Source organism: Streptomyces viridochromogenes (genome assembly GCF_001270495.1).
In the GTDB taxonomy this organism is placed as follows: domain Bacteria; phylum Actinomycetota; class Actinomycetes; order Streptomycetales; family Streptomycetaceae; genus Streptomyces; species Streptomyces viridochromogenes_A.
In genome coordinates this window covers 1-15,235 of the sequence record NZ_LGUR01000213.1, presented here as the reverse complement: position 1 = coordinate 15,235, position 15,235 = coordinate 1, and the positions used below count along the sequence as shown (strand labels likewise).

At 69.1% G+C, this 15,235-nt stretch carries 9 protein-coding genes and 2 pseudogenes; 5 read left to right on the top strand and 6 right to left on the bottom strand.

The features are described 5' to 3' along the window. Positions 1 to 168: 168 nt before the first annotated feature. Positions 169 to 4,059: a DUF5695 domain-containing protein gene (locus ADK36_RS28205; RefSeq protein ID WP_159391210.1), complete on the top strand. Its 3,891-nt coding sequence runs from the start codon at positions 169 to 171 to the stop codon at positions 4,057 to 4,059. Between the two features lie 421 nt (positions 4,060 to 4,480). Here the strand turns inward: ADK36_RS28205 and ADK36_RS28200 are convergent, their stop codons facing one another. Further along, a complete protein-coding gene (locus tag ADK36_RS28200) occupies positions 4,481 to 5,266 on the bottom strand; it encodes a GntR family transcriptional regulator (RefSeq protein WP_078916459.1) in 786 nt (261 codons plus the stop codon). An 86-nt stretch (positions 5,267 to 5,352) separates the two neighbouring features. Further along, positions 5,353 to 5,793 (bottom strand): ATP-binding protein, encoded by a 441-nt coding sequence (locus ADK36_RS28195; protein WP_048584139.1) that lies wholly within the window; start codon positions 5,791 to 5,793, stop codon positions 5,353 to 5,355. Positions 5,794 to 6,437: 644 nt separating this feature from the next. Between ADK36_RS28195 and ADK36_RS28190 the strand changes: the two genes are divergently transcribed. Together ADK36_RS28190 and ADK36_RS28185 are read left to right on the top strand one after the other, a co-directional pair. Further along, the gene (locus ADK36_RS28190; protein WP_159029235.1) at positions 6,438 to 7,064 is read left to right on the top strand and encodes a hypothetical protein; all 627 of its coding nucleotides are present in this window, start codon (positions 6,438 to 6,440) and stop codon (positions 7,062 to 7,064) included. Between the two features lie 204 nt (positions 7,065 to 7,268). Continuing rightward, a complete protein-coding gene (locus ADK36_RS28185; RefSeq protein ID WP_053084717.1) occupies positions 7,269 to 7,544 on the top strand; it encodes a barstar family protein in 276 nt (91 codons plus the stop codon). A 156-nt stretch (positions 7,545 to 7,700) separates the two neighbouring features. On the opposite strand, the gene ADK36_RS51150 is transcribed toward ADK36_RS28185, so the two are convergent. Then, entirely contained in the window at positions 7,701 to 10,550 is a 2,850-nt protein-coding gene (locus tag ADK36_RS51150) for a response regulator (RefSeq protein ID WP_048584136.1), read from the bottom strand. A 458-nt stretch (positions 10,551 to 11,008) separates the two neighbouring features. Here ADK36_RS51150 and ADK36_RS49055 point away from each other — a divergent pair, with 458 nt between their 5' ends. Continuing rightward, positions 11,009 to 11,356: a hypothetical protein gene (locus ADK36_RS49055; protein ID WP_048584135.1), complete on the top strand. Its 348-nt coding sequence runs from the start codon at positions 11,009 to 11,011 to the stop codon at positions 11,354 to 11,356. Positions 11,357 to 11,664: 308 nt separating this feature from the next. Here ADK36_RS49055 and ADK36_RS50505 read toward each other — a convergent pair. The 3 genes and pseudogenes from ADK36_RS50505 to ADK36_RS28165 all read right to left on the bottom strand — a co-directional run. Next, positions 11,665 to 11,889 (bottom strand): annotated as a pseudogene (locus ADK36_RS50505) (replication initiation protein); the annotation flags it as partial. Positions 11,890 to 11,974: 85 nt separating this feature from the next. Next, a pseudogene (locus ADK36_RS28170) lies at positions 11,975 to 12,145 on the bottom strand (transcriptional regulator); the annotation flags it as partial. 402 nt (positions 12,146 to 12,547) lie between these two features. Next, entirely contained in the window at positions 12,548 to 14,218 is a 1,671-nt protein-coding gene (locus ADK36_RS28165; protein ID WP_234329902.1) for an ABC transporter permease, read from the bottom strand. Between the two features lie 137 nt (positions 14,219 to 14,355). On the opposite strand from ADK36_RS28165, the gene ADK36_RS28160 reads away from it, so the two are divergent. After that, a complete protein-coding gene (locus ADK36_RS28160; RefSeq protein ID WP_234329901.1) occupies positions 14,356 to 15,147 on the top strand; it encodes a sensor histidine kinase in 792 nt (263 codons plus the stop codon). The last annotated feature ends 88 nt before the right edge of the window (positions 15,148 to 15,235 follow it).

The window sequence follows — 15,235 nt, the reverse complement described above, 5'->3', positions numbered from 1 at the left end:
CAGCATCACCGGTGCCGGCGGGAGCCCGGGTGGTACCGAAACCGATGAGCGAAGTACGCCGCCCCCGGCCACCTTCCGGCCCTGCGTGAAGGTCAGTTCCGTCGGATCCATAAAGTGTGGCCTGACCGGCCACCCCAGCCGGCACCCCCCACAACTTGAGAGGTCGTCATGGTTTCCCTGTCGAAACCACGGTTGGCCATCGCCGCGCCGGCGGCGGTACTCGCGGTGGTGTCCTTCACCATCGTTCCACCGAGCAAGGCACATGCCGCTACCACCTACCCCTACACCCTCTCCTCCCGCCAGCTGCACGTGGGCTTCGCCTCCGACGGCAGCATCCAGTCCCTCAAGGTCGCCGGGGACACCTTCGACACCGAGTACGTCATGAACCCCGACGTAGCTCCCGACCAGGGCAAGGAACCCAACCCCAAGTACCGCCAGTGGCTGGGGAACGTCATGTTCTCCTACGCCACCGGCGCCGGAACCGTCAGCAAGCAGGGCGTCGGCAGCAATCCGTGGAAGTCCGCGTGGACCACCTCCTCCGCGGACTCCCGCACGGTCGCCCAGTCGGCCGACGGGAAGACCATCACCGTCACCTACAAGCCCTCGACCGACTCGAACGCCATCAAGAAGTTCACCTTCACCGAGACCTACAGCCTCGCGGCGGACGGCTCCCTCACCTGGAAGCAGAAGGTCACCAACACCTCGGGCCAGCGGCTGGTGATCGGCGACTGGGGCGTCCCGCTGCCCGACAACGAGCTGTGGAAGGGCGGTGACGAGATCTACGAGACCCGCGTCCTCAGCCACTCCTACGTCGGCAAGAACAGCTCCTACGTCACTATAGGGCGGCCCAGCGGCCAGGGTCCGTCCCTGCTGTTCACCCCGGACACCACCACGGGCTCCGGCTTCGAGTACCAGGACCGCTGGCGCACCGAGGAGGTCGGCGACACCCCCTGGGCCTGGAACCAGAACAACGAGGGATCCAACGTCAAGGGCCTCAACGTCTACTACGTGCACTCGAAGGCGATCCAGAAGACCAACCGTGGGTATCTGCCCTCGACCAGCCTCTCCCTGGCCCGGGGTGCCAGCAAGACGTACGCCTTCCACATAGGCAAGGTGAACTCCGACCAGGACGTCAAGGACAGCCTCTACAGACAGGGCCTGCTCGACACCACCGTCGTGCCCGGCTTGGTCGTCCCGTACGACCAGACCGCCCAGGTCGCCCTGCGCGTCAAGGGGGCCATCAAGAGCATCGTCGCGAAGAGCGAGAACGACTCCAAGAACAGCTCACCGACCGACCCCCGCGTCACCTTCTCCCGGACCAACGGGCAGTACCGCATCTACAAGGTCCGCTTCGGCCCGTCGCAGATAGGCAACAACCAGCTGACGGTCCACTACACCGACAGCGGCGGACGCCCCAGGACGTCGGTCCTCCAGTTCGACGTCATCGGCAAGATCTCCGACCTGGTGGACTCACACGCCAAGTTCATGGTCGACAAGACGCAGTGGAACGCCTCGGACGGCATCACCACCGACGACATCCGCTACAAGACGTTCGACGACTGGCTGATGAACGCCAAGGACGGCTCCGTGCCCACCGGCTCCAAGCCGCCGGCCGGACGCCGTGACGCGTACGACGGCTACTGGGGCCTCGGCGACGACTGGGGACTGACTCACGCCCAGTTCCTCTCCGCGAAACTGGTCGCACGCCCCGACGCCACCCAGGTCAAGTCCCTCGACGACTACCTGGAGAAGGCCGTCTGGGAGCACCTGCTGGGCAACACCGCCCACCAGAAGAACCCCAGCTACCTCGTCTACGACTTCTGGGAGCAGGGCCACCCCGGCAGCCAGAACACCTCGCCCGCCTACCGCGGTTACGCCTATCCGCACGTCTACAACACCTACTTCGGGATGTACCGGATCGCGAAGCAGAACCCCGGTCTGATCACCTACGCACACAGCGCGGACTGGTACCTCAGCACCGCCTACCACATCTTCAAGGAGCTCTACGACGGCCCGGTCTACTACAACTGGGACACCGGCCTGATGGGCGAGCTGACCACTCCGGCCCTGATCAGCGCCCTGCGCGCGGAGGGCATGGACGACTACGCGAACGATGTCGAAGCGAAGATGGCGACCAAGTACGCCAACTTCTCGGCGCAGAAGTACCCCTACGGCTCCGAGTACAGCTACGACAACACCGGTGAAGAGGCCGTCTACACCCTGGCCCGGCAGAACGTCGACAGCGACCGGGACAACGCGCTGCGGATGATGCGCGACATCGTCCTCAAGACCCGGGCCACCCGCGGCCAGATGCCGGTCTGGTACTGGTACGCCAACCCCACCACCAACACCGGTGAGAACTGGTGGCAGTTCCAGTACACCGTCGCCCTCGCCGGCTACACGATGGACGACTACATCAACCACACGTCCGCTCTGGAGAGCGGCTCCCACGCCGTCTCCTCCGCCGACCGCGCCGTACTGCAACGGCTCAACTACGCAGCCAAGACGGCCGCCTTCTCGACCGTCAACTCCGGCCAGATCAGCAACCACCCCGACAACATCGGCGCTTCTGCGTGGACCTACCAGTCAGAGAAGGGCAACCTCGGTACCTCGGGCGTCGGCGGCGGCCCCGACGTCCAGTTGCTCAACGGCTGGCGCGGCATGACCGGTGAGTCCGACCTCGGCCTGTGGGGAGCGCTCCAGACGCTGAGCGCGGACGTCGTCACCGACGACCCGGTCTTCGGCACGGTCGGCTACGGCGCCACGGTCACTTCCGGGCCCCACTCCACCCACGTGATCCCCAGGGACGGACTGGGTCGCCGGCTCAACCTGGTCACCCAGCGGCTGTCGGTGTCCCTGGACAACGACCGGTACACCGCTGCCGACGTCAACTCGGCGGGCAGCGACGTCGATCTCACCTTCAAGAACGTGAGCGGCGCGGCCCACAGCGCCTCCCTCCAGGTGACGGGCCTGGCGCAGGGCACCTACGCCGTCAAGGTCGACGGCAGGACCCAGCGGAAGGTGAACGTCTACACGGCGCCCGCCGACGCGTCGAACCTGAAGGCACCCACCTCGATCGTCTACGACGCCCCCGCCGGGACCGCCTACAAGGTGCACCTGGTGCCCACCACCCCGGACGCGAACACCGCACCGACGGTGGACGCAGGCGGCGACCAGACCGGCATCCGTCACGGCGTGGACACGATCCAGCTCAGCGGAACCGCCTCCGACGACGGCCTGGGCTCGCCCAACGGCACCCTTACCACCACCTGGTCCGTCGACAGCAAGCCCGCGGGTTCGACCGTGCGCTTCAGCGACGCCTCCGGCCTCCACCCGACCGTCACCGAGGACAAGCCCGGCACCTACGCGTTCCGGCTGACCGTCAGCGACGGCGAGTTCAGCAGGCACGACACGGTCCGGGTGGTTGTGGACAAAGTGCCACCCATGCCGGCGAACTGGGTGAAATACTCCTTCGATTCCTCCTCCGACGGCACGGTCGCCGACCTGTCCGGCAACAAGAACACCCTCACACTCAAGGGCAACGCCGTCACCGGCACCGACGGCGGCGACACCGTGCTCAAGCTCGACGGCGGCAACGGCACCTACGCCCAACTGCCCGACGACATCCTGGCCGGCGGCACCGACCTCACCATCAGCATGCGGGCCAAGGTGAACCGCCTCACCGACTGGACTTCGCTGCTCGACATCGGCTCCAGCACCCAGAAGTACCTCCGCCTCACCCCGAAGGCCGAGCACGGCTCCGTCGGCGTCGGCATCACCACCACCGGTGGCAGCAACGAATCCGAGATCACCACCGACTACACCCTGCCGACCGGGAAATGGGTGACGCTCAAGCTGACCTTCAAGGACAACGGCAACGAAACCACCACCGGAACCCTCTACGCCAACGGCACCCAGCTCGGCCAGAACACCGCCATGACCGTGTCACCGCACGACCTGGGCCGCACCACCGGCAACTACCTCGGCAAGTCCCAGTACGCCGACCCTCACCTCGACGGCGAGATCGACGACTTCGAAATCCACGGAGACATCGAGTAGCCCGGCCCTGATCCGGTGGCGGGTCCCTCAAGAGCCCGCCACCGGATCCCCTCCCCATTACCGTGCTCGTAGCCCCGCAACGGGGTTACGAGCCCTCGGCTTTGGCATGATCACCTCCCCTTGCAGCCTCACGGAATTCCTGCGCAGAGCCCTCTCCACGACCCGCTGAGACGATCTGCGTGCCGGCCCGAACTCGACGACCAGGGCCACACGTATGCAGTCGCAACGGCGCACCCGGGACGTGTTCGGGTCAAGGCAGCCCGAGCGAAACGAGGGCCGCCCGCAGGCTGCTTTCCCGCTCGCCGCGGCGCCGTGCCCTCCGCGTGCCCGTAAGAGCGGACAACCACGGTCAACGGCGGTGCGACCAAGCCGTTGTACCGCCCCACCGCGACCGGATCCATGCAGGTCAGAAGCCATACCGTCACGCAAGCGCCATCGCTTCCCAAGCTGAGAGCGCGAGTTCGATTCTCGTCACCCGCTCCATGAAGAAGGCCCAGGTCAGAGACCTGGGCCGTTTTACAGGAAGCAGCACCTCAGAGACCTGCAACGCCTGCCCTGACGCGTCGCACGCGATGACCAGGACGCTCAGCACGGGCACGCCGTCCGGCAGGCCCGAGAGTCCGGCTTCACCTGTCTCAGGGAGCCGAGCTGAGACCCGTTCTGTGACATGGTCGAAGCGGATCTTCTTCTTCGCTTCCAGGTGCTCGCGCACACTGCTGGCCAGGCCTTCAGTGCTCGCCAGCTCAGTGCCCTCCACCAGGCCGGCGGGGAAGTACGACGAGACCAGCTCAACTGCTTCGCCCTCCTCCTCAACGAGGAAGCGACCCATGAGAATTTTGGCCTTCTTCGGCAAGTCGAGCGCTGAGGCGACCCGCGCCGGGACAACGACTTCAGCGACTTCCACGAGGCGTCCCGACGCCTGGGACTCATCGCGCTCCAGCGCCTCTCGCCCCCGCCTGTCCTTCTGCCCCACCACTTCCGGCCGGTCCCGGACGATCGTGCCGTACCCCTGTCGGGACTCCAGCCAACCGTCACGCTTCAGCAGTTCCAGCGCCCGCACGACCGTGGGGCGGGACTTCCCGAAGGACTGCACCAACTGGTTCTCGCTGGGCACCCGAGTGCCACGCGGGTAGGTGCCGTCCTCGATGCGACGCTGGATCGTCTGTGCGAGGCGCACGTACTTCGGTGGCTCCACTTCATACGCCATGAACGCCGCCTGTCGGGATCGGTCAAGTCAACTGGTCAACCAGACCAGCGAACCTGCGATCGTCGAAGTAGAAGCGGAGCGAACTCTTACCTTCCGGGCCAGGCATCGGCCACCACGAAGGAGACGACGGTTCCGCCGAAGCGGCTCGGTGCGGCGTGCCACGACTCGGCCAGCGAGTCGACCAGGAGCAGTCCACGCCCGTGGGAGTCGTTGGCGTCGGGATGCCTCAGCCGCACGTTCGCCGGAAAGCCGGGGTTGTGCACGTCGACCCGGAGCGAGGTCCCCTCACGGAACCACTCAACCCGGACCAGCCAAGGATCGTCCGACCGGCCGTAAGCGATGGCGTTGGTCACCAGCTCCGAGATCATCAGCGCACAGTCGTCGACGGAGCAGGCCGGGTTGTACGGGGCGATGAACTTGCGGAACCGGCGCCGAGCCAGCGGCACAGACTCAGCGACAGGGTGCAAGGTCATCGCACCGAGACGCGGTGATTCCTCAGACGGGTAGCGGTCGATCATGTAAGCCATCCGGTGCTCACTTCCTGCCGCTACCGTCACAGTCGAGGCAGCGCCGCTTTGATGTGGCGCGGGTACGGGCGGCGGCAGCAAGCGCCGGGGTCGTACGCGAGCCGACGACGCTTCCAACCGCGCCCCCGGCAACCCCTCGCCATCGGCGTGCTGAAAACCCTCGGAGCCGACAACATCGCCAAGACCACCCGGGCGATCCGCGACGATCCCCAACGAGCACTCCCCATCCTGGGCATCACCAACGATCCGGACACCTACGGAACTTGATCAAGCCCTGATGCCGCACTGGGCGGCCAGCCACCCACAACCCGCTTGAACAACCCTGCGGGCCAATACATCTAGCGCTCTCCACCCCGTCGCGCGGTACCACCTGGTCATGACGCTCCCGCGAGCCACCACTCGGTGGTGGAGCAGCCGTCCACGCAACCGGTCCGGCCCGGGGCCACTGCCATGCCGACCGGTCCCCGCCGAAATCTCTTGTCCCCCGCTGCCGGGATGGGGGCTTTCTCACGGTCGGGTGTCATTTCCGTCTGTCAAACAACTGTGAGCCGACTGAGAGGCCATTGCCATGGACGTCCGGTTCCTTGGTGGCACCGGGGCGAACAGCCCCCGGGCGAAACACCGAAACAAGTCAAGGAGACGTGTTGTCTTCCACCGAGATGTCACGCACCGCACACGCCGAGCGTCCCACCCGCACCCGCCCGAAGAGCCGCCGCCTGCACAAGCTCGCCGTTCCGGCCGTACTGCTCAGCCTCACCATCGGCGGGCTCGGCATGTCGGCGACAGCGCATGCCGCCTCAGGCCCCAGCTGCGCCAGCCTGCCCGCGGCGTCCTGCTCGGCGACACCCAGCGTCGCCGGCACCCCTGCGCACCCGCAGGCGATTCCCCGGGGCGTTCAGGCGGCGCTGAACTACTGGCGGCAGATCAGCTGGCCCAACTTCCACAACGTCGCCCCGCGCGGCGCCGCCTTCGAGGTCGAGAACTACCATGACAGCTGGGGCACCCACCATCATGGCTGGATCGAGTCGGGCGGCCAGTACTACGACCATGGCAGCGCTCTGCGGAACTTCCTGCACCACCACGGGCCCGACGCCCGCGCGCGGGGTTACGCGGGGACGTTCCAGGAGTACTACGGCTCCGTGTACCCGAGCAACCCGGAACGCTCCGGTATCGCCACCGGCAACTTCCGCATCGTGCGGGCGGTGCAAACCGGTGACGTGTTCGTCTCGATCGACCACTACTCCAGCTTCCGGTATGTAGGCCGGCCGTAGCTCCCCCACGGGAACGGCGTCCCGCGGAGCAGTGCCCGGCGGGACGCGGTTGTCGTGTCACTCCGCTGTCACCTCTCCCCACGTCTCGGGGGAACCTCAGGCCCAGGGACCGCCGACAACCGGGTGGTGCGGCGGACAGGCGGCCTTCTGCCGCACCGCCCCGACAACCGAGAGTGAGAGGACCGCATTGATCGGCACAACGGCGTGCTCCGCCCGCCGGCCGAGGCGGCGGCTGACGTTCCGGCGGGCGCGGAGGTGCGTGTCTGCCGTTGCCGTACCGGCCAGGACCTGTTCACCGAACGGGCCGCCGTGCTCGGGTTCCCGGACTACTTCGGGCGCAACTGGGACGCCTTCCGCGACTGCTTCCAAGACGCCGTGTCGAGGGCGGACCCCGGGGCGGTCAGCTCGGCCGGCGAGGCAACCGCGCCGCCGACTGTCGTCGTCCGGGAGGGCGGCGGCCTTCTCGCCGACGAGCCGTAGAGCGCCCTGGCCGCCCTCGTGTTCGTCCTCGACGACGTCGCCGGTGACGGCGGGGACGAAGCACGTCTGGTGCTCCTCCCTGACGATACGTCCGACCGCCTGTCCCAACTGGGCGGCGCATGGCGGCAGCAGGGTGGTGACGGCCGAACCCCCGGCTCAGGCAAGTAGCTTGTAGCCGAAGCCGCGGACCGTTTCGATGCGGTCGCGGCCGATCTTGGTACGCAGCCGCATCACCTGGACGTCCACGACGTGCGTGTCGCCGGACCACGCGTAGCCCCAGACCCGCTCCAGCAGAAGGTCGCGGGTGAGGACGATGCCGGGCGAAGCCGCGAACTCCCGGAACAGCTTCATCTCGGTCGTGGTCAAGTGGACGGGTTCCCCACCCTTGTGCACCTCCAGCGACATGGGGGAGTACACCAGGTCCCCGAACCGGACCGCACGGGTGTCGGGCCACTGGTCTGCGGCGACGGTTCGACGCAGTAGGGCACGGACGCGGGCGGCCAGCACCGATCCGTCGAAGGGCTTGGCCAGGCAGTCGTCGGCTCCCGCGTCCAGGCACGTCACCACATCCTCCGGGTCGTCACGGTCCGACAAGAGCAGAACGGGCACCACGGACTCCTCGCGAATCCGCCCGGCCAGGCTCACCCCGTCCAAGCCGGGCAACCGGCCCGCGAGCACGGCCACGTCCGGAGTCTGCTGACGGAACAGGCTGAGCCCGGTCACGCCGTCGGCGGCGGTACGCACCCGGTGGCCGCTCTGCTCAAGGATGAGCCGGATGCTCTCCCTGACCGTCGGGTCGTCGTCGACAAGCAGCACGTCGTACACGCGGCATCCCTCGTCGGGCGACACCGGCTCGATGTGTGCCGTGGCAGGCGCGTGCCGTCGCCGCATCCCACCCGATGCCGGTTCCCTGACATCGGAATCACCGCCGACCTCGGTATCGACGTCGCATTCGGTGACGACGTCGGAATCGGCGGCCAGGACGAAGTCGACGGCCCGGCTGGGAGTGTGGTGCATGCCGCCTTCGGCGAACGCCTTCCTGTACGACGCCTCCCCCAGCGCCCCGACGACAGCTCGCTCGCAACGCGCGTGCTGTTCAGCCATCTGTGGTCCGAACGCACAGATCGAGCTGCCGGCGTCGCGCCACAGGGCCTCCGCCACGCCGAGCAGCCGGGCGGCCCGCTCGTGAGCGCGGTCTTCGGCGGTGGTCCAGGCGAGCAGTTCCACCATCCTCCCGACCATCGCGTGATCACTGAAGCCACGCATGCTTTCCAGCGCGGACCTGACCAGGGCCTCGGTCGACTCACGGTCACCGCGGGCCCAGGCGTCGTGCCCCAGGGCCATCAGAACCTGAGCGCGACCCCACCGCTCCCCGCTCGCCTGGGCGGCGGCGTTGTACTGTCTGCCCGTCTCCGCCGCATGAGGGCCCCCGCCGTACGCCCGGGCACCTGCCAGCGCGATCAGCCAGGAGGTCGCCTCGCGCTCGTCGCCCAGCGCGGTCATGGCGGCCAGGGCCTCCTCGTACCGACGGACGCCCTCCTCCGGTCGCCCCCGATAGTGCGCGGACACCCCGCGCAGGCCCTCCACCTGGATCCGCACCCACGGGTCGCCCAGCCGCTCGGCCAGCGCGTCGGCCTCGTCCAGCCAGCGGTCGGCTGTCGCCAGGTCACCCTGCGTCTGCGCTACCCAGGTGGCGGCGAGAAGCGCACGGGCGCGCTCCGGGCTGGGGTCGGGCACGGCGGCGAGCGCCCGCTCGAACTGGCGGCGCCCCTCGCTGAGGAAGCCGCCGACGCACCAGTGCCAGCACAGGGCCGCGACCAGCGCCAGCCGGGGCCGGGGCTCACCGTCGTACTCCAGAGCGGCCAGCAGGTTGGTGTGCTCGACGCGCAGCCGGGCCATGTTCTCCAACTGGCCGGGGCCGTACCAGTTCCGGTCGATTCCGTGGGCCAGGGCGAGGAAGAAGTCGCGGTGCCGTCGACGCAGTTCGTCCTGCTCGCCGGAGTCCGCGAGCCGCTCGCGGCCGTACTCCCGGATGGTCTCCAACAGCCGGTAACGAGGCAGACCATCGACCTCGCACCTCAGTACGACGGACTGGGTGATGAGCCGGTCGAGGAGATCCAGCACCTCTGCCTCCGCGATTCCGTCCCCGGAGCAGACGCCCTCGGCGGCCTCCAGGGTGAACCCGCCGGCGAAGACGGTCAGGCGGTTCCACAGCAGCCGCTCGGCCGGGGCGCACAGCTCGTAGCTCCAGTCGATCACCCCGCGCAGGGTGCGTTGATGGGTCGGTGCCGTCCGGCTGCCGCAGGTGAGCAGCGAGAAGCGGTTCTCCAGCCGGTCCGTCAGCTGTCCGACGGTGAGCGTGCGCAGCCGGGACGCGGCCAGCTCGATCGCCAGCGGAAGACCGTCCAGATCGGCGCACAGACACGCGATCTGGGCATGGGCGGTCTCGGTGACGTGGAACTTCGGCTGGACGGCGGTCGCCCGGTCCCGCAGCAGTTCAACCGCCTCGTCCTGCGGAAGGGGCGCAAGGGCGAAGACGTGCTCGCCCGTGACTCCCAAGGTGTGGCGGCTCGTGGCGAGGATGCGCAGCTCCGGAGCGGTCGACAGGAGGGTGTCGGCCAGTTCGGCGCACGCCTCGATCAGGTGCTCGCAGTTGTCCAGCACCAGCAGCACCCGCCGCCCCGCGAGATAGCCCGCGAGTTGGTCCATGAGGGGCAGAACCCCGAGATCCGGCACCCGCAGTGCGCTCGCCGCCGCGACCGCTACCGCCGACGGGTCGTGCACCGAGGCGAGGTCCACCAGCCACACCCCGTCCGCGAACGCCTCCCGGGACGCGGCGGCCACCTGCAGCGCCAGCCGTGTCTTACCCACACCGCCCATGCCCGTGAGCGTCACAAACCGCCGCATATCCAGAAGGCGGCGGATCTCAGCGGTCTCATGCCGCCTGCCCACGAAACTCGTGAAGACGGCGGGCAGATTCCCGCCCTCCGCGATCACCCTGGTCACGTTGGCCCCCGTCTTTCGTACTGCGCACGGAGCTGGTCCGTAGCCTGCACCATGGGTTGACAACTCCCCGCGTTCGGCAAGCGCGGTACGCGGCAGTATGTGGAGCGCGTCCCGCATCCTGCCGGGCGCCGACGAAGACGGCCGCCGTGACCTGCCGGTTGTTCAACTCCAGGTAAAGCACGAAAATTCGGGCACGTCCCTGTGCCTCGTATGGAAAAGCGATATGGGTCCTGTGCGGTCGCCGCTTCGGCCTCATCGCCGCCTCCCGGCCGCGTCCGTCAGGAGACACGTCGGTCTCCATAGTCCAGGGGAGTGTCATGAATCAGGTGGGTACTTCACCAGAAAGGACACCTGATGACGATCCAGAAGACTCACTCTCTTGAGACGGTGGGCGGCGTGTCGCTTGCCGTCGACGGGGCGGCCGCGGACGGCGCGGCCTGAGGAGAACGCAGGAGTCCGTGGACGGGCTGAGCCTGGACCTGCTGGACGCGCTGACGCTGCCAGCCCAGGACAGGGTCCGCGGCGGCGGGCTGAGGCTGGTCGGTGAGGACGGTCCGCTGCCCGCGATCAAGCAGCACCTGATGCAGGCCGCCCTGGAGAGCGAGTTGGATGAGTATCTGGCCGCCGCCGAGGCCGAGCGCGGCGGCGGGCGGGGCTCGCGTTCGGGCGGCAACGGCCACAACGGATACCGCACGAAGAAGGTGGTGACAGCGATCCGCGACCTGTTCGGCCTGTGGCACCCCGACCCGGCGCCCTCCCCGTATCCGCTGGAACGGTCCCGGCACATGACCGTCACCTCGAGGTGATCGCGGAGCCAGGCAGCCAGGTCCTCCCCGTCGCGGCCGTCGTAGAGGTGCCGCGGCTTCCTCCTTGTGGTGCGCGGAGTTGTCCTTGGGGCTCTTCGCGCGCTCGGCGCGCACCATCTCGTCGAGCCCGGCCGCCGGCTCACACTGCCGCTCGTCGTCGAAGTGCTGACCGGTGTGACCAGTGTGACGAAGGTCGTAGAAGCGGAAGCCGTCCGGCAGACCCGCTGCCGCTCGGCACGACGCCATTTCGAGGCCCGTCGGGTGAGGCCGGCGCGCTTGGCGACCTCACGGCGGAGGTAGATGGAGAAGCGGCGCCACAGGCACCGGCGTGAGCATTCCAGAGCACGGCCGCTTCGTAGTCGTACGTGTCCGGATCGAGGGGTGCCGAGGGCAGGGTCTGTGTCGTCGTGCCGGACCCGGCATCGGCAGGGCCGCCCGCTGGAGGGACGACTGTGGGCCGGGCCGAAGCTCGGCGCGGTGAACGTGGCGAAGACGCGCGGGTGCGTGCCGACCTGCGGGGGTCTATCGGTCAAGGGTGCTCACGGGTGGCCTCTGCTCCCCCGGATGGCCATCCAGCTGTCCAACTCCCGGGAGACAGCCGATGTTTGAGGGTCGGCCCTACGACGGCGGCTTTTGCTCACCCTGCGCGGCCTGCAGGTCGGCCAGCAGGTCGGCCTGCCCGGCGAGAACGCCGGACAGGATGGTCCGTGCGACCCGCAGCAGCTCCGCGACCCGCGGACTGGTCAGCGAGTAGTACACGTTCGAACCCTCCTTGCGGGTCTTGACCAGCCAACTCAGCATCTGACCAATTGCTGAATTCTGCGATTCTGCATGAGTGGCTGGTGGACTGCATCGCAACGGTGCTGAGGGTTCCGCCCCGGGGATCAACCGGAGCCCTCAGCACCGTCGACCACCCTTGCAGCTCCGGCATCCTTGACCGTGGTGAGGCCGGGCAGGACGTGTGGCCCGTGCCCACGAGTTCGATTCTCGTCACCCGCTCTTCTTGAAGCCCCAGGCCGACGGCCTGGGGCTTGTTTCCTTGGGAAGCCGTTGCTGCGTTTCAGAGGCGGGCCCTCAGCCCGCTTGCGCATCGAGCAGATCACTGCCAAGCCCGGATGCCTGGCGCGGCCGTACGCCGGCTCCGTGTGCCGCAGGGGCTGGGCCCGGCCGTCGGGCTCAGCCCCGCAGCGTTCACTCTCCCCGTGCCCCTGCCTGCCCGGTGACGGCCCGCAGCAGGGGGCGGCTCAGTGCGCCGGCCGCCAGGATTCCGCCGACGCCGGCGGCGCAGCACACCGCGAGGACGGTCAGGCCGCGTGCGTCGAACGAGGAGTCGCCGCCGGCCAGCATCATCGATCCCCCGCACAGCAGTCCGGTCGCGAGAGCGCCGCCTGCCAGCACGGTGACCGGGATGAGCGTCTCGCGGTTGACGCGCAGTGGGGTTCCGGCCAGGTGCAGCAGGGCGTAGGTGCGGCGGCGGTCCAGGACGTTGGCGGCCGCGGTGATCCCGGCCGAGGTGATGGCGACCGTGAAGGTCACCACGAGCACCACTCGGGTGATGGTGGTGAAGTCCTGGGTGAACTGTGTCTCGGACCAGTTCACGTCGATGGTGGTGAGCGGGTACTGGTCCGGCGTCAGGCCGGTCAGCGCGGTGCGGGCGCGGTCCAGTTCGGCCGGGCCGCCGGAGACGGTGGCGGTGACCTGGCGGCTGTCGTAGGGAGCCGTGGCCACGAAGCCGTCGTCCACTCCGACCACGGCGCTCACCCCGGCGGCGTGCAGGCGCTGTTCGGCCTGCGTCCGCATCTGGGTCACCTTGTTCGCCGGGGCGGCGATGGCGAGCTGGTCGGGCCGTCCTCCCCACGGGGAAGTGCTGTCCATGGTGAGCAGGGCGAAGAACCCGGCGACGAAACCGGCCAGGGTGAGTCCGGAGACGATCCGCCAGGCAGCCTTGGGATCGTCCAGCAGCCGGCGACCGGCCAGCAGTGTCGCCGGCCGCTTGGCCAGGGCGGTGACGATCCTGCCGAGCAACCGGACCACCCACGGCCCGATCACGGCCAGCGCCAGGAAGACCGCGGCGAACGCGGACAGCGCCACGGCGTCGTCGCTGCCGTACTCCTTGCTGATCCAGCCGTATCCGGCGACGACGGCCACGAAGCCGCGGCTGCGGGAGCGGCGGGCCACGCCCAGTGGGCCGACGACCACCTGACGGAGCCCGGCGAGCGCGCTGATGACGACCAGCGCGACCACCCCGGCCATGACCGCCAGCAGTGGCAGCGCGCCGATCCACAGGTCGGCCGGGTACCAGGCGCCTCCTGCGAGCGGCAGACTCGCCGCCGCCGGCAGCAGCACCGCGTACCCCACGGCCCCGAGCAGCGCCCCGGCCGTTCCGGTGAGCAGTGCCTCGGCGGCCGTCATTGCGGCGACGCGGCCCGGCGTGGCGCCGATCAGGCGCAGCGCGGCGAGGCGCTGGTCGCGGCGGGAGACCGACAGGCGCGCGGCGGAGGCCGCCAGCACTAGCAGCGGAACGATGACGAGGATGGTGGCGACCCGGGCCAGGGACTCGTACATCCTGCCCGTGCCGTCCGTCAGCGGCGCGCCGGTGCCGGCCCGGCGCGGGTCGGGCGCGCGCTCGGCGGTGACCGCCGGGTCGCCGGGGCGGTCTCCGATCACCGCGACGAGTTCACCGGGGTGGGCCAGTGCCTCGCGGCCCAGGGTTCCGGTGGGTGTGCCGGGGACCGGGTGGCGGTCGGCGGGCAGCCGGTCGAGCAGGGCGCCGAGCGCCGGGGAGACCCACAGCGGCGCTGTTGTGGCCCGGCCGTGGGCCCAAGACGCAGGTACGTGCCGTACTCGTCGCCGGCGGCTCACTGGCCCTCACTATCGGGATCGGCACAGTCGCGGGCCCGGACGGTGCCGGTACCTGGGGACTGCTGGAGAGCGTCGCTCTGCTGGTGCTGCTTTCCCGTGCAGTGTGGGAGGTGCCGCACCCGAGGACCGCGGCAGCCGTGTCGGCCGCACTGGCCGTGGCGGCCATCGCGATCCCGCTGCGCTGGCTGCCGAGGGACATCCAGACCGACAGCCAGACCGCCGTCAACTGGTGCCTGCTGATGACGCTGGGCGCCGGCACAGCTCTCGCCTGGGGCCTGCGCGCGCGGCTGCTGGAGGAGCAGCGGGCCCGCGACCTGCACGACTTCGTCGCCCACCACGTCACCGGCATGATCGTCCAGGCCAATGCCGCGCTGGCCCTCCAGCACACCGCGCCGGAACAGGTCGGACCACTGCTGGAGAACATCACCCGGTCCGGTTCGGAGACGCTGGACTCGATGCGCCGCCTGGTGCGGGTCCTGCGCGAGGACTGCCACGAGGGCATCCGGCCCGGCGAGGTGTGGGCGGAACTCGCCCGGCTGGTCTCGGCGTTCTCGGAAGACGAAGCCGACGTCCAGCTGCACGTCGCCGCGGCGGCCCGCGAGGCGCGTCTCGCCCCCGAGGTGGAGACCTCCGTGCACCGAGTCGTGCAGGAGGCCCTGACCAACGTGCGCCGCCACGCGCACGGCGCCGTGGTGGCCGTACGGGTCGACGTGGACGGGCCCCGGCTGCGGGTAGAGGTGCACAACACGGCACCGGCCGCACGCCACCCCGGCCCGGTCGGCGGACGTGGCGGCTTCGGCCTGGTCGGCCTGCGCGAACGCGTAGAAGCGGTGGAGGGCACGCTGACCGCCGCCCCCACCGACGACGGCGGCTGGCGGGTGACCGCCGACTTCCCGATGCCGGCCGCCATGGCAGGACCACCGGCGTGAACGACACGGTGATCCGCGTACTGATCGCGGACGACCAGGAAATGGTCCGCATGGGCTTCCGGCTGATCCTCGGCGCCCAGCCCGGCAT

What these genes read in the sequence shown, in the direction of transcription:
- ADK36_RS28205 (WP_159391210.1), top strand. Translation starts at nt 169, where the DNA reads ATGGTTTCCCTGTCGAAACCACGGTTGGCCATCGCCGCGCCGGCGGCG.
- ADK36_RS28195 (WP_048584139.1), bottom strand. Translation starts at nt 5,793, where the DNA reads ATGGCTTACATGATCGACCGCTACCCGTCTGAGGAATCACCGCGTCTC.
- ADK36_RS28200 (WP_078916459.1), bottom strand. Translation starts at nt 5,266, where the DNA reads ATGGCGTATGAAGTGGAGCCACCGAAGTACGTGCGCCTCGCACAGACG.